Here is a 16,599-nt window from a genome sequence, read left to right as displayed (position 1 = left end):
GTTCAGCTCCGTAATTCGGCAATTTCATCATCGGTCAAATAGCGGATCGGACGATCGCCGAGGGTGAAGATCAGTCGCGCCGCATCTTCCATCTCTTCGGCATTGTCCGCCGCCGCTCGCAGGTCTTTACCGGTCACCACCGGCCCGTGGTTGGCCAGCAAAAAGGCACGGTGGGTCGGCGCCAGGCGGGCCAGATCCTGTGCCAGCCTTTCGTCGCCGGGCCGGTAGTAAGGCACCACCGGCACCTTGCCGACGCGCATCACCACATAGGGGGTGAACGGTTTGATGGCGTTGTCGGCGTCCAGCCCCTGCAGGCAAGAGAGCGCCGTGAGGTAGGTGCAATGCAAGTGCACGACCGCTTTGCATTCCGGGTTGTTCAGATAGAGCGCCCGATGAAAGCTGATCTCTTTCGACGGTTTGTCGCCGGAGAGCCAGTCGCCGTTCAGGCTCACTTTAGACAGGCGGTCGGCCTGCAACTCGCCGAGACAGGAGCCGGTCGGCGTCGCCAGCAGCGCGCCGTCCGGCAGCAACAGCGAGAGGTTGCCGGCAGAGCCGGTGGCGTAGCCGCGTTGGAAAAACGAGGCGCCCAGGCGCACCATCTCTTCACGCGCCTGCTGTTCGGTGGTCATGCTCATACTGAAAACTCCGTTTGCGCGCGTGAGAAGAAGGCTTCATCGCCAAAATTGCCTGATTTCAACGCCAGGGAAATGGCCCGATCGCTGGCGCGCACCCAGGGAACGCCGGGGGAAATGCTGGGGCCGATATGGAAGCCGCGAATGCCCAGCGCCTGCGTGACCACGCCGGAGGTTTCGCCGCCGGCGACGATAAAGCGGTTGAACCCCAACTGATGCAGTTGCCCCACCAGTTCGGCGAACAAGGCTTCTACCGCTTCGCTGGCGGCGGCGCCATGCCGTTGTTGCGTTTGCTGCAGCGACTCCGGCGATGCAGTGGCGTAGATCAGCGGGGCAAGCGCTTCCCCGGCATGGCGCTGCGCCCAATGCGCCAACTCGGCGGCGTAGGCCGCTCGCGCCTGCGGATCGAGACAGCGGCCGATATCGATGGCCTGCGCCGCCGCGCGTTCACGGTAGTGCGCCACCTGCCGGTTGGTCATCACAGAACACGAGCCCGACAGCACCGCCGCTTTTTCCCCCTGCGGCGCACCGGCCGCCTCTGCCGAACGTTCGCCATTCTGCGCCCATTGACGCGCCAGGCCGATCGCCAGGCCCGAACCGCCGGTCACCAGCTTCATCGTTTTCAACGCTTCACCCTGGGTGAGCAGATGCCGTTCGTTGAGCGTATCCAGCACTGCGTAGCGCACGCCGTCCTGCGCCAATTGCTGCAGCTTCTCGCTGACCGCCTCGGCGCCGCGATCCATTTCTGCCGCCGCCACCAACCCACAGCGTCCGGTGGCCTGGGATTCCATCAGGCGAAGCAGGTTGCTGTCAGTCATTGGCGTGACCGGGTGATGACGCATGCCGGATTCAGACAACAGCTGTTCCCCGACAAACAGGTGGCCCTGATAGACCGTGCGGCCGTTTACCGGCAACGCCGGTGAGACAACCGTGAAATTTTCTCCCAGCGCGGCGAGCAGAGCATCGGTCACCGGGCCGATATTGCCCTGTGCGGTGCTGTCGAAGGTGGAGCAGTACTTGAAGTAGAACTGACGGCAGCCCTGTTCTTGCAGCCAGGCCAGCGCCTGCAACGACTGTTCGACCGCCTGCTCTGCCGGGCAGGAACGCGATTTCAGGCTAATGACCGCCGCCTGTGCGTTTATTTGCGTTTCGTCTTGCGGCACGCCATTCAGCTGCACCGTCGGCAGGCCATTTTGCACCAGAAAACTGGCGATGTCGGTCGCGCCGGTAAAGTCATCCGCGATTACGCCAAGCAGCATCAGAGCGCCTCCTTTTTTTGCGGAAAATCAATGCCGGCAAAGATTTTGATTACCGCACTGTCGTCTTCTTTACCGTAGCCGGCGTTGCTGGCGGCGGTAAACATGGTGAAGGCGGTGGAGGCCAGCGGCAGCGGGAAATGCAGCGCCTTGGCGGTATCCGCCACCAGCCCCAGATCCTTGACGAAGATATCCACCGCCGATTTGGGCGTATAGTCGCCGTCGACCACGTGGCGCATGCGATTTTCGAACATCCAGGAGTTGCCGGCGGCGTGGGTGACCACGTCGTACATCACGTCCAGCGGGATGCCGGCGCGGGCGGCCAGCGCCATGGCTTCCGCGCCGGCGGCGATGTGTACGCCAGCCAACAGCTGGTGGATGATTTTTACCGTCGCGCCCAGGCCGATCGTTTCGCCGATGTGGTAAACCTTGCCGGCGATGGCGTCCAGCACGGGTTGCAGGCGCTCGAAGGTGGCGTCTGCGCCGGCGGCCATCACCGTCATCTGGCCTTCCTCTGCCTTGGCCGCTCCGCCGGAAACCGGCGCATCCAGCATCGGCAGCCCGTAGTCCAGCAGCCGTTGCTCGATCTGTTTGGCGTCATCGGCGGAAATGGTCGAACAGACCATCACCGCGGTGCCCGGCTTGAGCTTTGGCGCCAGGCCTTGTTCGCCGAACAGGATCTGCTTCACCTGGGCGGCGTTCACCACCAGCAGCAGCACGGCGTCCAACTCGGCGGCGAAGTCGCACGCGCGGGAGGACGTTTGCTTAGCGCCGGCCTGTTGCAGCGCCGACAGTGCCTGCGGATTCAGGTCCGCCCCGTAGGTGGTCAATCCGGCGCGGAGGCACGAGCGCGCCGCGCCCATGCCCATCGCCCCCAGCCCGATGACGCAAACGGCATAATTCCCTGGGTGTGTCATACTGCACTCCTGTTAATTTTAGTGATAATTTGTTTTGTTGTGTTAAATGTAAGCGCTTAGTGGCCGTTTATCCGCGATCGATATCACAATAATTAACAATGTGTGAAACGAATTTTTCGGGTGATTTCTGGTCCGTATCAACATTACTATTATGTTTTTAAATAAGATTATGTTTACCTGACCTAACTGCGCTCGCCGTCACGCCGCGAAAAATTAGGGCTATCGGCGAACGAAAATTGACGTAAAATCACAATTATTATCACCGCAGCAACGAGAGGGAACCGTGATACCTGTAGAACGCCATCAACAAATTCTTGCGCTGGTATCCGAACGCGGCGTCGTCAGCATTGCCGAGCTGACCGAACGGCTGGGGGTGTCGCACATGACGATCCGCCGCGATTTGCAAAAGCTGGAGGAACAGGGCGCGGTGCAGTCGGTCTCGGGCGGCGTGCAGGCGCCTGAGCGAGTGGCAAGCGAACCTTCGCACCAGGCCAAAGAAGGGATGTTCAGCCGGCAGAAAATCGCCATTGGCCGGCTGGCGGCGCGGCAAATTCCCGCCAACAGCTGTATTTATCTGGATGCCGGTACCACCACGCTGGCGCTGGCGAAACAGATCGGTGAACGTGAAGATTTGACGGTGGTGACCAACGACTTTGTCATCGCCGGGTTCCTGATAGAGCATAGCCAGTGCCGAATCATCCACACCGGCGGCACGGTGTGCCGGGAAAACCGTTCCTGCGTTGGCGAAGCGGCGGCGCAGGCGCTGCGCGGTCTGTTTATCGATCTGGCGTTTATCTCCGCCTCTTCGTGGAGCATGCGCGGCCTGTCGACGCCGAACGAAGACAAGGTGATGGTGAAGAAGGCCATCGTCGAGGCCAGCCGCCGCCGCATTCTGCTCAGCGATACGTCCAAATACGGCAAGGTCGCGACCTACCTGGCGCTGCCGATTGCTGCCTTTGACGCTGTCATTACCGACGAGGGGTTGCCCGCCGCCGCGCGGGAGGCCATTGAGCAAGCGGGGATTGCATTGCTGACGGCGGGAGAAGAAGAATAAGGACGAACCGGAATCAGGATGAAAGTTCGGTATCGATGCTACGTGCGGGCGGTTCACTGGCTTCAACGCCGCCGCGTTCACGCCATTCGCGGCGCCTTTGTTCAGCCCATTCTTCGTGGAAGGCTTGCATCTCTTTTTGGTGCCGTTCCTTCATGCTCATAGGGATTGGGTGGGATTCTGCCGTTAACAGGCGGGATTTCGATGACATATAATCCGTCCTCAATAAGCGCTTGGTTGTACAAATAATGTACGCGATGCGCGTGTTTTTTCAAGAGCGAGTCGTAAATTCTGGCTAATGCTGGCCTGAGCGGTACGCTGAAAACCAATCTTGCTTGGTATTGCGCCACAAAAGTGACGATCGCCAGGCCGATGCCATTAATGAAGAGTTGTTCTCGTTCATCTCGGGTGTACGCCATCCTGGTATAGGTATCAAATAAGGATCTGGTTACTTCGGCGCGGGTTTCCAATGCTCTTACATCGTACAGTTCCATGACGTAAGCATTGTCCAATACTTCCGGGGCAGGATACGCCCCAATAAGCCATTGACGCATCCTTAACGTCGCTTTTTTAAAATCAAGGTAATACGCAGCAACGCTGCTGGCTTTTTTATAAACTGTTATTCGGTACCTATACTCCGTGACAGGTCGCGCATTGATCTCCCTCACATCAATATCCATGATAAAATCCTTTTTACTATTATTTTTCCTATAGTTATCCCCTTTGTGACGAACAGATTATTAACCGCGGCGGAGACGATCCTCCAGCCGCCGATGAAAGTTGTGCGCAGCGCCGCGCAAAACTAAATGCCGCTGAACCAGTTGTAGCCCTGATCTTCCCAATACCCGCCTGGATTGACGTCGCTGACGAAGATCGCGGCGATATGTTTGGCGTTTTTGAACCCCAGTTTGGTCGGCACGCGCAGCCGCAACGGGTAGCCATAGTCAGCCGGCAGCGCCTTGCCGCCGAAATCCAGCGCCAAGATGGTCTGCGGGTGCAGCGCGGTGGCCATGTCGAGGCTGGCGTAGTAACGATCGGCGCATTTGAAGCCGACGTAACCGGCATTCAGATCCGCGCCGACGTGCTGCAGAAAGGTGCGCAGCGGCACGCCTCCCCATTGACCAATGGCGCTCCAGCCCTCAATGCAGATCAGACGCGTGATCTGGCTTTGCTGCGGCAGCCGCTGCAGCTGTTCCAGCGTCCAGGGGGCTTTTTTCTCCACCTTCCCCGCGACTTCAAGCCGGTAGCCGGCGAGATCGATCTCGGGGACGTTGTATTCCGGGTAAAACGCGTTGAAGGGGAAAGGGTGGGTGATCTGGTCCGGCCGGTAAGTTTGCGCCAGCCGCTGGCCGCTGAACAGCCAGGCCTGCACCCGGTCGTTCCAGCGTGACATGGCCCACAGCACCTTATCCACCCGATCGCCGTCTTGCAGGTTGCAACCGGTGAGCATGGCGATGCCGCCCAGTGTCAGCCCGGAGCGCAACATCAGGCGGCGCTGCAGATTGACCAGTTGCTTTTTTTGGTCCGGTTCCAGTTTTGGCGCGGTTGCCCGCGGTTTTTTCTCATTCATGTTTGCCACCCGTTATCATCGCCCACAGGGTTTTGGGCACGACAGCCACCATAAAGACGTGGATCGCCACAAACAGGCCAATGCCGGCCATGGCGAAGAAATGCACGTAGCGCGCGAAATCGAAGCCGCCAAACAGGGCGACCAATCCCTGCAGCTGAACCGGCTTCCAAATCGCCAGGCCGGACAGCACCAGTAATAGCCCCAGCGCCAGTACGCCGAGGTACATCAGTTTCTGAATGGCGTTATAGCGGCCATGCCGGTGGCGCAGGCGCAGCGTCAACGCCAGCCAGATATCCTGCCGCAGCGCGCCGAGGCGAAGCGGCAACAGATCGCGGCGAAAATGACCGCTGAACAGGCTCCACAACAGATAGCAGACGGCGTTGAGCGCCAATAGCCACATCACCGCCAAATGCCAACCAATCGCGCCGCCCAGCCAACCGCCCAGCGTCATCTGCGGCGGAAAGCGGAAATCGAACAGCGGCGAGGCGTTGTAGATTTCCCAACCGCTCATGAACATGCACACCATGGCGAACAGGTTGATCCAATGAGTGATTCGAACCGGCCAGCGATGCACCGGCGGCGACGCGTTGGTCTTCATGGCTTTCCTCCGGTTACATCGGCGGCACAGTGCCGTCTTTGCCGGCGGAAATGCGGGTGGCGATGCGTTCGCCCTTATCGTCGGCGGCGGAGAACAGCACGATGTGCACGCCCGGTTTCAGCAGGCTCAGATCGCCCGGATCCAGCGTCACGATCGGCACGTCTTCCGGCACGACGACGGTTTTCTGCTGGTTGCCGTAGGTGACGGTCAGGGTGCGGCCGTTGGATTTCACCAGTTTACCGACGGTGCCGTTGGTCATGGTGTCCACTTTGCCGTCGGCGGATTCCCAGGCCGAGTGCCCTTCGCCGGTGCCGCGCAGGCTGGCGGCGAACACGTGCACTTCCAGCGCTTTGAGCGTGCCGTCCGGCTGCGGCACGGCGGCGGTGCCGATAAAGCTGTCCGGTTTGATATCGTCCAGCGTGGCTTTGGAAACGCTGAGCACTTTGGTCTGATCGTTCAGCTTGACGCTGAGTGTCTCGCCCTTGCGGTCGGTCAGCTGCAGATTGCCGTCGGCAACCTGCGTGATGGTGCCGCGCAGCGGCGCAATCACCTTGCCCGGCGGTTGGGCGGCGGCGGCCAATCCGCTGGAAAGCAGTAACGTGGACAACAGTAAACCGGCTATACGATGACGGGTAATCATAACGTTCTCCTGAAATGAGTTTGCCGGTTAAGCATGGTTGACCTACTGGGTCAGCGCCATGGCCGTTTGATGACATTAATGTCATCAAGTTTGTCCGCCGAAGCTGCTAGTATTTTTGCAGACGTAACGAGGTGGTGAGCATGCGAATACTGGTAGTTGAAGACGATATCGGCACAGGGGATTACCTGAAGAAAGGGCTGGGTGAGGCGGGGTACGGCGTCGATTTGGCGCGCACCGGCACCGACGGATTGTTTCGCGCGTTGGAGCAGGACTACGATGCGATCGTGCTCGATGTAATGCTGCCGGGGCTGGATGGTTGGCAGATTATCGAGGTGCTGCGCAAGAAAAGCGACGTGCCGATTCTGTTTCTCACCGCCCGCGATGGCGTACAGGATCGCATTCACGGTCTGGAGCTGGGCGCGGACGACTATCTTATCAAGCCGTTCTCGTTCACCGAGCTGGTATTGCGTTTGCGCACCTTGCTGCGCCGCGGGCCGGCGCGCGAAGCCGATCATTACGCTATCGCCGATCTGCAGCTGGACGTGCTGCGCCGCCGGGCGGTGCGCCAGGATCAGGTGATCCCGTTGACCAACAAGGAGTTCATGCTGCTGCACCTGCTGGTGCGGCGCGAGGGCGAAGTGCTGTCGCGCACGCAGATCGCCTCTCAGGTGTGGGACATGAATTTTGACAGCGACACCAATGTGGTTGACGTGGCGATCAAACGCCTGCGCGCCAAAATCGACCGGCCGTTCGACGTCAAGCTGATCCACAGCGTGCGCGGCATCGGCTATGTCTGCGAGCCACGCTCGTGAGCGGGCGCACGTCACGTCGGCCGGTGTCGCTGACGCTGCGCACCGCTACGCTGTTCGCGCTGGTGGCCGCGTTGGTGGTGAGCGGGACAGGCGGGTATCTGTTTAGCGCCATGCGCCAGGAAATGACGCTGCGCAGCGATCTGCAGGTGACCGGGCGCGTAGAGTATTTCCGCCATTTACTGGGGCAGCGCTTTCCTTTGGCGCGCCTGACCGCCAATAACGGCCTGTTTGAAAACATGCTGGGCAATGAACAGGACGTGCTGATTTTCCAAATCCCGGGGCAAAAACCGCTCATCAACGTGAACCCCGCCAGGGTGGCCCTGCCGCCGATCGCGCCGACGCCGCCTGAACAGGCGCAGACGTTGGCCGCCATACGCGGCGGAGAAACGGCGCAGGGGGTGCCGCTGCGCGCCGCTTCGGCGATGGTGCGTCTGGAAGACGGCAGCCTGTTGCAGATCTCCGCCGCGCATGTGATGGCCAACGAGCAGAAGATGCTGGCGCGTTACCTGTGGCGCATCGTCGCGGCGGTCGCGGTGGCTTTCCTGCTGATTGCGCTGCTGGGCTATGGGGTCATGCGGCGGGGATTGAAGCCGTTATGGCGCATGGCGGCGCAGGCGTCGCAGATTGCGCCCAATACGCTGTCGACACGCCTCAGCGAGCAGGGGGCGCCGAAGGAGTTGCAGCAGCTGACCCGTTCGTTCAATGCGATGCTCGATCGGTTGAATGAAGGCTATCAGCGGCTGACGCAATTTTCCGCCGATCTGGCCCATGAGATCCGCACGCCGGTAGGGGCGTTGATGGGCCAGTGCCAGGTGGCGCTTTACCAGCCCCGCAGCGTGGAGGAGTACGAAACCCTGCTGTCGAACAATATGGATGAGCTGGAGCGCATTTCCCGCATGGTGGAAAATATCCTGTTTCTGGCGCGCGCCGGCGAGGCGCAGTCTGCGCTAAACTACAGCCGCCTGGATGTGGCGCTGGAGCTGCGGCGGGTGGCGGATTACTTCGAAGGGCTGGCGGAAGAGCGCGGCATTGCGTTGAGCTGCGAAGGGGAAGGCGCGCTGGAGGCGGACGCGATGTTGTTCCAGCGGGCGCTGAGCAACCTGGTGGCCAACGCGGTACGTTATGCCGACGAAAACAGCCTGATCGTCCTGCGGGCTGAACGGCGCGCCGATGCCTGGTGGGTGCAGGTCATCAATCAGGGGCAGCCGATCGCGCCGGCACAGTTGGAAAAATTGTTCGATCGTTTCTATCGCGCCGATCCCGCACGCAGCGCCGGCAATCATGCCAGTGGGCTGGGGCTGTCTATCGTGCGCGCCATCATGACGCTGCACGGCGGTGAGGTGCGCGCCGAATGTATCGGGCGCGCGCCTGTCGCCAGCATCCTCTTCAGCCTGCGGTTCCCGATCGCACAATAACCGTTGTGCCGTGTTAACGCGGCGGAATGGCGAAGCGGAAGCAGGCGCCGCTTTGCGCTTGTTCGATCAGCTGAATATCGCTGTCGTGCAGCTGCAGAATACGCCGCACGATCATCAACCCCAGTCCGCCGGAAGGGCGCCGGGCGCCGCTCAGAACAGACGGGCGCACGAACAGATCGGCGCGCAGCGTCTGCGGAATGCCGGGGCCGCTGTCGCTGACCTGGACCATGACCCGATCGTCCTGCCGCCACAGCCGCACGCCGATGTCGCCGCCGGGCGGCGTATGGCGAATGGCGTTGTCCAACAGGTTGGTCAGCACCCGCTCAATCATGCTGAGATCGGCGAACACCGGCGGAATGCCGGGAGCGATGTCGGCGTGCAGCCGCTGGTTGCGCGCCTCTGCCGCCAGCTCGAACTTCTGGAACACGTCCTGCAACAGCTCGCTGAGGGAGAAGGGCTCTTTCTGCGGCTTCACCACGCCATACTCTAATCGAGCCAGCTCGAACAGCTCCTGCGCCAGCTTGCCCACCTTGCGGCTTTGCGCCAGCGCGATCTCCAGATAGCGCCGCCGATCGGCTTCGCTCAGGGTGGCGGCCTTAACCGACAGCGTCTCCAGATAGCCATGCAGCGAAGTGAGCGGGGTGCGCAGATCGTGCGAGACGTTGGCGATGAATTCACGCCGCAGCCGATCCTGCTGCGCCAGCGTTTGCCACTGTTCGGCCAGGCGCTGCGCCATGCGGTGGAAGGCCTGTTGCAGCTGGCTGACTTCGTCGCGCCCGGCCCGTACCGCCGGCAGCGCCGCGTAGGCCTGCACCGCTTCGATGCCGCCGCTGTCCAGCGCGCTGACCTGCCGGGTCAGGCGACGGATCGGGCGCGTTACCCAATAAAACGCGAAACCGCCGGCCAGCAGGCTGAACAGCACCATCAACCCAGAAGTCCACAGCGCCATCCTGACCGCCGAGTTGAACTGGGCGTTGCTGGCCAGCGCCGTGTACTCTTCGCCGAGCAAGACCACGTACAGATAGCCTTCGACCCGGCCGTCGACCTTCAGCGGCGCGACGCTGAACACCTTGCGCCCGTCCGCGCTGCGCGGATCGTCGCCATACACCGGCATCTGCGCGCCATCGAGCAGCGCCTGCAGCGGCGCCAGCGCGACCCGCTGCCGCTTCAGATGCCCGGCCGGCGCGGCGTTGCCGATAATCGCGCCCTGTTTGTCGAGCAGGTAAACCTCCACGCTGGGGTTCACCGCCATCAGCTGGTCGAACAGGGTATGCACCGCCTGAGGATCCGGCCCGTTCACCCCCAGCAGCGGATTGCTGTCGGCGATATGCTGCGCCAGGTTGCCGGACAGGCGCTGGATCACCGCCTGGCTGTACTGGGTGCTGCTGCGTACCTGCATCCAGCCGGAAAAGGCGCAGCCGATGACGATCAGCAGCGTGAAGATCAGCGTGAGGCGTTGCGCTAACGTAAGGTTTTTCATGGCTCACTCATGCGGCGTGGCCGCGAATTTATAGCCCATGCCCCACACCGTGAGGATGCGCTCGGGTTCTGCCGGGTTGCGCTCGATCTTGATGCGCAGCCGGTTGATATGGGTGTTGACGGTGTGCTCATACCCTTCGTGCTGATAGCCCCAAACCTGATTCAACAGGCTGAGGCGCGAGAACACCTGGCCCGGATGGCGGGCGAAAAAATACAGCAGGTCGAATTCGCGCGGCGTCAGCTCGACCGGTTGTTGGTGCAGGTGCACCTCGCGGGCGATGGGGTCGATGGTCAGATCGTTGAAGCTGAGCACGCCGGCGTCCATGCGCAGGTTACGGCTCATGGCCTCCTGGCGGCGAAACAGCGCCTTGACTCGTGCCACCAGCTCCAGCATGGAGAAGGGTTTGGCCAGATAGTCATCGGCGCCCAGCTCCAGCCCCAACACGCGATGCACCTCGCTGGAGCGCGCGCTGGTGATGATGATCGGCGTGTAGCGCGTCATGGTGCGCGCCCGGCGGCAAATCTCCAATCCGTCCACGCCCGGCAGCATCAGATCGAGGATGAGGGCATCCCAGCCGCCCTGTTCCAGCATCGCCATGCCTCGGTTACCGTCGGCGGCGTGGCTGATGGCGTAACCCTCGTCACGCAGATGCAGCTGCAGCAGCTCGGCGATGTCGCCGTCGTCCTCGACGATCAAAATTCGTTTTGGCTTGTCCATTCTCATTACCGCTGATTGCCCGATCCTCTTTGAAGTCTACACAACCCCCACCGGCGGAGTTATCACATTTTATTTAACTTTGCGTGAGGTCTTGGGGAACAAATCCGGTGAATACTCGGCCCATCGCATCGTTAGCTGGCAGGAATCTTTATGAGCCTCACTCTTACCCCGGAACAACGACAGACGGTGCATCCGCTGTGGCTGCGGTTGACGCATTGGCTGAATGCGCTGGCGATGCTGATCATGGTCACCAGCGGCTGGCGCATCTACAACGCCTCGCCGCTGTTCAACTTCAGCTTTCTCAACGAGCTGACGCTCGGTGGCTGGTTGGGCGGCGCGCTGCAGTGGCACTTCGCCGGCATGTGGCTGTTCGGCGTCAATGGGCTGTGCTATCTGCTGCTCAACCTGGCCAGCGGGCGCTTCAAACGCAAATATTGGCCGCTCAGCCCGAAGCAGTTTCTCGCCGATGTCGGCGCTGCGCTGCGCGGCAGGCTGCAGCACGCCGACCTGCGCCATTACAACATGGTGCAACGCGTGGCCTATCTGTCGGTGATGATCCTCGGCGTGCTGAGCGCATTGTCCGGACTGGTGCTGTGGAAGTCGGTGCAGTTTCCGCTGCTGCGCGCGCTGCTCGGCGGCTATGAGGCGGCGCGCTATATCCACTTTTTCGCCATGTCGGCGCTGGTGGCCTTCGTCGCGATCCACCTGGTGATGGTGGCGCTGGTGCCGCGTACTCTGCTGGCCATGCTGCGCGGACGTTAAGGAGTTCACGATGAAAAAGGATAAACCGATCATGACGATTGGCGAAGGGCAGACGATCGTCAAAGAAGCGCAGCGCTTGCTGAGCGCGTCTTCGCGCCGCCGCTTTCTGCGCAATGGCCTGACGCTGGGCGGCATCGCCATGCTCACCGGCTGCGATCTCAGCGACAACGCCAACGTTGAGCAAGCGCTAAGCCGCATTTCGCGCCTCAACGATCGGGTGCAGGGCTGGCTGTTCAACGGCGATCGTTTGGCGCCGGTCTACCCGGAATCGATGATCACCCGTCCGTTCCCGTTCAACGCTTTTTACGCCGAGGAGGACGCGCCGGACATCAACGGCGACGACTATCGGCTGGAAGTGGCGGGGTTGGTGCAGGACAAGCGCGCCTGGAGCCTGCCGCAGCTGCATCGGATGGCGCAGGTCAGCCAGGTGACGCGCCATATTTGCGTTGAGGGTTGGAGCGCCATCGGCAAGTGGGGCGGTGTGCCGTTCGCCACCTTTCTCAAGGCGATCGGCGCGGATCTGAGCGCCCGCTACGTCAGCTTCAAATGCGCCGATGACTACTACACCAGCATCGACATGGCCACCGCGCTGCATCCGCAGACGATTATCGCGCTGACCTACGACGGCCAGATCTTGCCGCGCAAGTACGGCTATCCGATGAAGCTGCGCATGCCGACCAAGCTGGGCTACAAGAATCCGAAGCACATTCAGGTGATCGAGGTCACCAACCGCTTCCCGGGCGGTTACTGGGAAGATCAGGGTTACAACTGGTTTGGCGGCAGCTGAGGCGGCCGCCGGCCATTCTCCGGCACTCCGGTGCCTTTGACATGACGGAAGGAAATACCATGAAAAAGTTATTCGCAATGATGATGTGCAGCGCGCTGATGCTGGGTGTGGCCGGCGCCAACGCCGCGGACGGCATGAGCAAAGACGCGATGAAAAAGGACGGCATGAGCCAGATGTCGCACGACGGCATGGCGAAAGATGGGATGAAGAAAGAGTGCATGGGCAAGGACTGCATGAAGAAAGACAAAATGGGCAAAGACGCCATGAAAAAAGAGGGTATGGCGAAAGACGGTATGGCCAAAGACGGTATGAAGAAAGACGAGATGAAAAAGGACGCGATGGGGCACTAAGCCGCCTCACCCCGCGGCCGCAAGCGGCTGCGGGCAACATAAGGAGAGAGGATGATGCTGGCGACATGGCTGCGGCGCTTTCGGCGCTCGAACGGGGACGTTATCTTTATGCGTGCGGCGTTGGTGGTGATCTTCGCCGCCTTCGGCTACGCCAAATGGTTTGATTACGAAGCGCAGGGGTTAGTGCCTCTGATCGGCAACAGCCCGCTGCTGAGCTGGATGCATCAGGCGTTCGGCATTCGCGGCGCCAGTTATGCATTGGGCGTCGCCGAATGGAGCTTCGGTTTACTGTTGCTGGCGGGGTTCTGGTCGCGGCGGCTGGGTTTGCTGGGGGCGATCGGATCGACGGTGACCTACCTGACCACGCTGACGCTGATCTTTTCCACGCCGGGTGCCTGGGAGCCCTCCGCCGGCGGGTTTCCCGCCATGGCCGGGGCCACCAGTTTTTTAATTAAGGATCTGGTGTTGCTGGCCGGTTCCCTGGTGCTGCTGAAGGCCGATTTACCGGCCGAGCAGGCATAAAAAAGGGCGTAGCCTGGCTACGCCCTGTGGTTATTTCTCGGCCATCACATATCCGGGAAGGTCAGGGTGCCCCCCGGCGCCTCGCGATGAATGTGCAGGAAGTTCAGGTGCTTCTCGTACTGGTCGAGAATGTCACCAATCACCTGTTCCTTGCTGTAGTCCATCAGGTCGTTGCCCTGGGTGCCTTCCATCAGGAAGGTTTCCAGCCGGTAGTAGTGCGATTTACCGGAGCGGGCGCGGTAGGTGAAGCCCGGCACCGAGTAGCGCATCGGCCAGATCTGATAGATGAAGTTCTGTTCCTCGCCCAGGTGCACCAGCAGTTCCAGGTGGTTCAGGCGCTCGTCTTCGGTCGGCGGCACTTCGCTGAACTCCACTTTCGCGCCGCGCAACTCCAGCTCGCGCGCCACGTCCTGCATCGCCGGGCGGCAAACCTTATCCAGCATTTTCTGCGTGTACTGCGTGCCCGGGTAGTTCATCACCCGCGACAGACGCTGTTTCCAATTGAGCACATCGTGGCTGGAGACCGGCACCGGCGCCAGGGTGCTGAGCGCGCTGGCCTTGCGGTAGTCTTCCACCCGCAGCGATTTATACAGCCCGGCCATCACGAAGAAGATCACGAAGCTGAACGGCAGGCCCATGATCACCGTGGTTTTCTGCAGCGCCGGTACGCCGTCGGTCATCAGCATGCCGATGGTCAGCAGGCCGATGGCCACCGACCAGAAAATCCGCAGCCAGTTCGGTGCATCATTATTGATATCGGCCAGGCGCGAGGTGAAGTTACCCAGCACCAGCGAGCCAGAGTCCGCCGAGGTGACGTAGAACAGCAGGCCGGTGATGGTGGCCACCGAGGCGCTGAAGGTGAAGCCGGGGTATTGCGCCAGCAGGCTGTAGAAGCCGCGTTCCGGGAACTGCATCACTTCCTGAGCAAACTCGGCGTTGCCGTGGATGATCTGGTACAGCGCGCTGTTGCCGAAGATAGACAGCCACAGCAGGGTAAACACGAACGGTATGATCAGCGTGCCGACCACGAACTGACGAATGGTGCGCCCGCGCGAGATGCGCGCCAGGAACAGGCCGACGAACGGCGACCACGCCACCCACCAGGCCCAGAAGAACAGCGTCCAGTTGTTCATCCACTCCACCGGCCGATCGAAGGCGAAGCTGTTGAGCGTCATGCCCATAAAGCGGTTGACGTAATCGCCGACGTTGAGCACCAGCGCGTTGAGCAGGAACTCGGTGTCGCCGAAGAACAGCACGAACAGGATCAGGCCCAGCGCCAGCAGCACGTTCAGCTCGGACAGGATGCGGATGCCCTTGTTGACCCCCGAGGTGACCGAGATGGTGGCCATGATCACCGACAGCAGGATCAGCGAGCCCTGCACCGTCAGGTTTTCCGGGATCTCGAACAGCACCTTGAGGCCGTAGTTGAGCTGCACCACGCCAATGCCCAGCGTGGTGGCGATGCCGAAGATGGTGCCAAGCACCGCGGCGATGTCCACGCTGTGGCCGATCGGGCCGTTGATGCGCTTACCGAAGATCGGGTACAGCGCCGAGCGGATGGTCAGCGGCAGATTGTAGCGATAGCTGAAGTAGCCGAGGGCGATGCCCATCAGCGCATACATCGACCAGCCGGTCAGGCCGTAGTGGAACAGCGTCCAGACCATCGCCTGGCGGGCGGCCTCCAGCGTTTGCGCGTCGCCTTCCGGCGGCATCATGTACTGGGTCACCGGCTCGGCGACCGAGAAGAACATTAGATCGATGCCGATGCCGGCGGCGAACAGCATCGCCGCCCAACTCATCAGGCTGAACTCCGGTTTGGACTGTTCCGGCCCGAGCTTGATGGAACCGAAGCGCGAGGCGGCGATAAACACCACGAACACGATGTACAGCGTCGCCGCCAGCAGGTAGTACCAACCGAAGGTGGTCGACACCCAATTCAGCGTGCGGGTGATCCACTGCCCTGAGAAGTCGGTGAAAAAGATGGTCATCAGCGAGAAGGCCAGGATCAGCCCCGCCGAGGTGAAGAAAACCACAGGGTTGAGGCGGTCCTGCTGCGGTTTGGAGGAGGTTTCGCGTGTTGTCATCGTCATCCTCTGAACTGAGTAAAATCGTGCCGCTCCGCATTTCGGGGCGCGTTGGCGCCGCCGGAAAACGGGCGAATGAAGGCGGCGACCATCCCCATGGGAATGGCCTGAAAAACGCCGCTTTCGCCTGTTGCTGAAGCACCGGAGCGCTTCGTGGCGGGAACCGCTTACAGCCACTGATTTTGGTCAGATTCGTTAATTACCTCACAAAAATCAGCCAGTTCCACAACCAGATAGTACAAATTTTTAACCAGGCGGCAATAAAATATATGCAATTTTTATTGAACGTTCAATCAAAAAAAAGTTTAATAGTCCTCATGATGACCTGAATCACGGGCGAAACGGCAGTGAAATTTGCCCGCTGAGATAAGGCCGAAGTCGGTTTTGTGAGAGTCGAAATATGCCAAAGGTAGGAATGCAGCCAATCAGAAGGCAGCAGTTGATTGATGCCACGCTCGCCGCGGTAAACGAAGTGGGAATGCATGACGCCACCATCGCGCAGATCGCGCGGCGGGCCGGCGTTTCCAACGGCATCATCAGCCATTATTTCAAGGACAAGAACGGCCTGCTGGAAGCCACGATGCGCTATCTGATCAGCCATCTGGGCGAGGCGGTGAAGCTGCGGTTGCAGGCGCTGACCGATAACAGCCCGGCGGCGCGGCTGCAGGCGATCGTCGCCGGCAACTTCGACGACAGCCAGATCAACAGCGCGGCGATGAAGACCTGGCTGGCCTTTTGGGCCAGCAGCCTGCACCAGCCGCAGCTCAACCGGCTGCAACAGGTGAACGGCCGCCGGCTTTATTCCAACCTGTGCGCCGAGTTTCGCCGCGTTATGCCGCAGCCGCAGGCGCGGTTGGCGGCCAAGGGGCTGGCGGCACTGATCGATGGGCTGTGGCTGCGCAGCGCGCTGCGCGGCTCGGCGTTCAATCAGTCGCAGGCGTTGACGCTCACGACCGAATACATCACGTTCCAACTCCGGGGGCAAACGCCGCCCGGAGGCTAACTC

The 16,599-nt window shown here is 61.0% G+C and carries 18 protein-coding genes; 8 read left to right on the top strand and 10 right to left on the bottom strand.

Annotated features, from left to right (window positions below; translation table 11 throughout):
- Positions 1 to 2: 2 nt before the first annotated feature.
- From otnC to ltnD, 3 genes are read right to left on the bottom strand one after another with little or no spacing between them, the layout of a single operon-like run.
- The gene (otnC, locus tag QMZ29_RS13805) at positions 3 to 635 is read right to left on the bottom strand and encodes a 3-oxo-tetronate 4-phosphate decarboxylase (RefSeq protein ID WP_038629064.1); all 633 of its coding nucleotides are present in this window, start codon (positions 633 to 635) and stop codon (positions 3 to 5) included.
- The gene (otnK, locus tag QMZ29_RS13800) at positions 632 to 1,891 is read right to left on the bottom strand and encodes a 3-oxo-tetronate kinase (protein ID WP_282981104.1); all 1,260 of its coding nucleotides are present in this window, start codon (positions 1,889 to 1,891) and stop codon (positions 632 to 634) included. The genes otnC and otnK overlap by 4 nt, the downstream gene beginning before the upstream one ends.
- Positions 1,891 to 2,805, bottom strand: a complete 915-nt coding sequence (gene ltnD / locus QMZ29_RS13795; protein WP_261423943.1) for an L-threonate dehydrogenase — start codon at positions 2,803 to 2,805, stop codon at positions 1,891 to 1,893. The genes otnK and ltnD overlap by 1 nt, the downstream gene beginning before the upstream one ends.
- Before the next feature lie 283 nt (positions 2,806 to 3,088).
- Between ltnD and ygbI the strand changes: the two genes are divergently transcribed.
- Positions 3,089 to 3,859, top strand: a complete 771-nt coding sequence (gene ygbI / locus QMZ29_RS13790) for a DNA-binding transcriptional repressor YgbI (protein ID WP_025302098.1) — start codon at positions 3,089 to 3,091, stop codon at positions 3,857 to 3,859.
- Between the two features lie 101 nt (positions 3,860 to 3,960).
- Here ygbI and QMZ29_RS13785 read toward each other — a convergent pair whose 3' ends face one another.
- From QMZ29_RS13785 to QMZ29_RS13770, 4 genes are all read right to left on the bottom strand, one after another.
- Positions 3,961 to 4,536 (bottom strand): hypothetical protein, encoded by a 576-nt coding sequence (locus tag QMZ29_RS13785; RefSeq protein WP_060432716.1) that lies wholly within the window; start codon positions 4,534 to 4,536, stop codon positions 3,961 to 3,963.
- 122 nt (positions 4,537 to 4,658) lie between these two features.
- Positions 4,659 to 5,426 carry a molybdopterin-dependent oxidoreductase gene (locus tag QMZ29_RS13780; RefSeq protein ID WP_025302099.1) on the bottom strand — a complete coding sequence of 256 codons (768 nt, stop codon included), beginning with the start codon at positions 5,424 to 5,426 and terminating at the stop codon, positions 4,659 to 4,661.
- A complete protein-coding gene (locus tag QMZ29_RS13775; protein WP_049203409.1) occupies positions 5,419 to 6,024 on the bottom strand; it encodes a cytochrome b/b6 domain-containing protein in 606 nt (201 codons plus the stop codon). The genes QMZ29_RS13780 and QMZ29_RS13775 overlap by 8 nt, the downstream gene beginning before the upstream one ends.
- A 13-nt stretch (positions 6,025 to 6,037) precedes the next feature.
- Positions 6,038 to 6,664: a hypothetical protein gene (locus tag QMZ29_RS13770; RefSeq protein ID WP_025302101.1), complete on the bottom strand. Its 627-nt coding sequence runs from the start codon at positions 6,662 to 6,664 to the stop codon at positions 6,038 to 6,040.
- A 140-nt stretch (positions 6,665 to 6,804) separates the two neighbouring features.
- On the opposite strand from QMZ29_RS13770, the gene QMZ29_RS13765 reads away from it, so the two are divergent.
- Both QMZ29_RS13765 and QMZ29_RS13760 read left to right on the top strand, forming a co-directional pair.
- Positions 6,805 to 7,476: a heavy metal response regulator transcription factor gene (locus tag QMZ29_RS13765; RefSeq protein WP_021504273.1), complete on the top strand. Its 672-nt coding sequence runs from the start codon at positions 6,805 to 6,807 to the stop codon at positions 7,474 to 7,476.
- The gene (locus tag QMZ29_RS13760) at positions 7,473 to 8,891 is read left to right on the top strand and encodes a heavy metal sensor histidine kinase (RefSeq protein WP_197835452.1); all 1,419 of its coding nucleotides are present in this window, start codon (positions 7,473 to 7,475) and stop codon (positions 8,889 to 8,891) included. Before QMZ29_RS13765 ends, QMZ29_RS13760 begins: the two co-directional genes overlap by 4 nt.
- 13 nt (positions 8,892 to 8,904) lie before the next feature.
- Here the strand turns inward: QMZ29_RS13760 and QMZ29_RS13755 are convergent, their stop codons facing one another.
- Together QMZ29_RS13755 and QMZ29_RS13750 are read right to left on the bottom strand one after the other, a co-directional pair.
- Complete coding sequence (locus QMZ29_RS13755) at positions 8,905 to 10,371, bottom strand: sensor histidine kinase (RefSeq protein ID WP_049208889.1); 1,467 nt, start codon at positions 10,369 to 10,371, stop codon at positions 8,905 to 8,907.
- A 3-nt stretch (positions 10,372 to 10,374) separates the two neighbouring features.
- Positions 10,375 to 11,088, bottom strand: coding sequence for a winged helix-turn-helix domain-containing protein (locus QMZ29_RS13750; protein WP_025302104.1), 714 nt, complete (start codon positions 11,086 to 11,088; stop codon positions 10,375 to 10,377).
- Positions 11,089 to 11,238: 150 nt separating this feature from the next.
- Between QMZ29_RS13750 and QMZ29_RS13745 the strand changes: the two genes are divergently transcribed.
- From QMZ29_RS13745 to QMZ29_RS13730, 4 genes are read left to right on the top strand one after another with little or no spacing between them, the layout of a single operon-like run.
- Positions 11,239 to 11,850 (top strand): cytochrome b/b6 domain-containing protein, encoded by a 612-nt coding sequence (locus QMZ29_RS13745; RefSeq protein WP_261423937.1) that lies wholly within the window; start codon positions 11,239 to 11,241, stop codon positions 11,848 to 11,850.
- Between the two features lie 10 nt (positions 11,851 to 11,860).
- Positions 11,861 to 12,637 (top strand): molybdopterin-dependent oxidoreductase, encoded by a 777-nt coding sequence (locus QMZ29_RS13740; RefSeq protein ID WP_025302106.1) that lies wholly within the window; start codon positions 11,861 to 11,863, stop codon positions 12,635 to 12,637.
- Between the two features lie 59 nt (positions 12,638 to 12,696).
- Positions 12,697 to 12,987, top strand: a complete 291-nt coding sequence (locus QMZ29_RS13735; protein WP_025302107.1) for a pentapeptide MXKDX repeat protein — start codon at positions 12,697 to 12,699, stop codon at positions 12,985 to 12,987.
- A gap of 51 nt (positions 12,988 to 13,038) precedes the next feature.
- Positions 13,039 to 13,509 (top strand): YkgB family protein, encoded by a 471-nt coding sequence (locus QMZ29_RS13730; RefSeq protein WP_004939115.1) that lies wholly within the window; start codon positions 13,039 to 13,041, stop codon positions 13,507 to 13,509.
- 44 nt (positions 13,510 to 13,553) lie between these two features.
- Here QMZ29_RS13730 and QMZ29_RS13725 read toward each other — a convergent pair whose 3' ends face one another.
- The gene (locus QMZ29_RS13725) at positions 13,554 to 15,593 is read right to left on the bottom strand and encodes a choline transporter (protein ID WP_004939112.1); all 2,040 of its coding nucleotides are present in this window, start codon (positions 15,591 to 15,593) and stop codon (positions 13,554 to 13,556) included.
- Between the two features lie 400 nt (positions 15,594 to 15,993).
- On the opposite strand from QMZ29_RS13725, the gene betI reads away from it, so the two are divergent.
- Positions 15,994 to 16,596, top strand: a complete 603-nt coding sequence (betI, locus tag QMZ29_RS13720) for a transcriptional regulator BetI (RefSeq protein WP_025302109.1) — start codon at positions 15,994 to 15,996, stop codon at positions 16,594 to 16,596.
- The last annotated feature ends 3 nt before the right edge of the window (positions 16,597 to 16,599 follow it).

This window comes from Serratia sp. PF-27 (genome assembly GCF_030053255.1).
In the GTDB taxonomy this organism is placed as follows: Bacteria; Pseudomonadota; Gammaproteobacteria; order Enterobacterales; family Enterobacteriaceae; genus Serratia; species Serratia bockelmannii.
This window is presented reverse-complemented; position numbering and strand designations above follow the sequence as displayed.

Bases quoted from the DNA above. Each gene is read 5' to 3' on its own strand.
- otnC (WP_038629064.1), bottom strand. From the start codon at position 635: ATGAGCATGACCACCGAACAGCAGGCGCGTGAAGAGATGGTGCGCCTG.
- otnK (WP_282981104.1), bottom strand. From the start codon at position 1,891: ATGCTGCTTGGCGTAATCGCGGATGACTTTACCGGCGCGACCGACATC.
- ltnD (WP_261423943.1), bottom strand. From the start codon at position 2,805: ATGACACACCCAGGGAATTATGCCGTTTGCGTCATCGGGCTGGGGGCG.
- QMZ29_RS13785 (WP_060432716.1), bottom strand. From the start codon at position 4,536: ATGGATATTGATGTGAGGGAGATCAATGCGCGACCTGTCACGGAGTAT.
- QMZ29_RS13780 (WP_025302099.1), bottom strand. From the start codon at position 5,426: ATGAATGAGAAAAAACCGCGGGCAACCGCGCCAAAACTGGAACCGGAC.
- QMZ29_RS13775 (WP_049203409.1), bottom strand. From the start codon at position 6,024: ATGAAGACCAACGCGTCGCCGCCGGTGCATCGCTGGCCGGTTCGAATC.
- QMZ29_RS13770 (WP_025302101.1), bottom strand. From the start codon at position 6,664: ATGATTACCCGTCATCGTATAGCCGGTTTACTGTTGTCCACGTTACTG.
- QMZ29_RS13765 (WP_021504273.1), top strand. From the start codon at position 6,805: ATGCGAATACTGGTAGTTGAAGACGATATCGGCACAGGGGATTACCTG.
- QMZ29_RS13755 (WP_049208889.1), bottom strand. From the start codon at position 10,371: ATGAAAAACCTTACGTTAGCGCAACGCCTCACGCTGATCTTCACGCTG.
- QMZ29_RS13750 (WP_025302104.1), bottom strand. From the start codon at position 11,088: ATGGACAAGCCAAAACGAATTTTGATCGTCGAGGACGACGGCGACATC.
- QMZ29_RS13745 (WP_261423937.1), top strand. From the start codon at position 11,239: ATGAGCCTCACTCTTACCCCGGAACAACGACAGACGGTGCATCCGCTG.
- QMZ29_RS13740 (WP_025302106.1), top strand. From the start codon at position 11,861: ATGAAAAAGGATAAACCGATCATGACGATTGGCGAAGGGCAGACGATC.
- QMZ29_RS13735 (WP_025302107.1), top strand. From the start codon at position 12,697: ATGAAAAAGTTATTCGCAATGATGATGTGCAGCGCGCTGATGCTGGGT.
- QMZ29_RS13730 (WP_004939115.1), top strand. From the start codon at position 13,039: ATGATGCTGGCGACATGGCTGCGGCGCTTTCGGCGCTCGAACGGGGAC.
- QMZ29_RS13725 (WP_004939112.1), bottom strand. From the start codon at position 15,593: ATGACAACACGCGAAACCTCCTCCAAACCGCAGCAGGACCGCCTCAAC.
- betI (WP_025302109.1), top strand. From the start codon at position 15,994: ATGCCAAAGGTAGGAATGCAGCCAATCAGAAGGCAGCAGTTGATTGAT.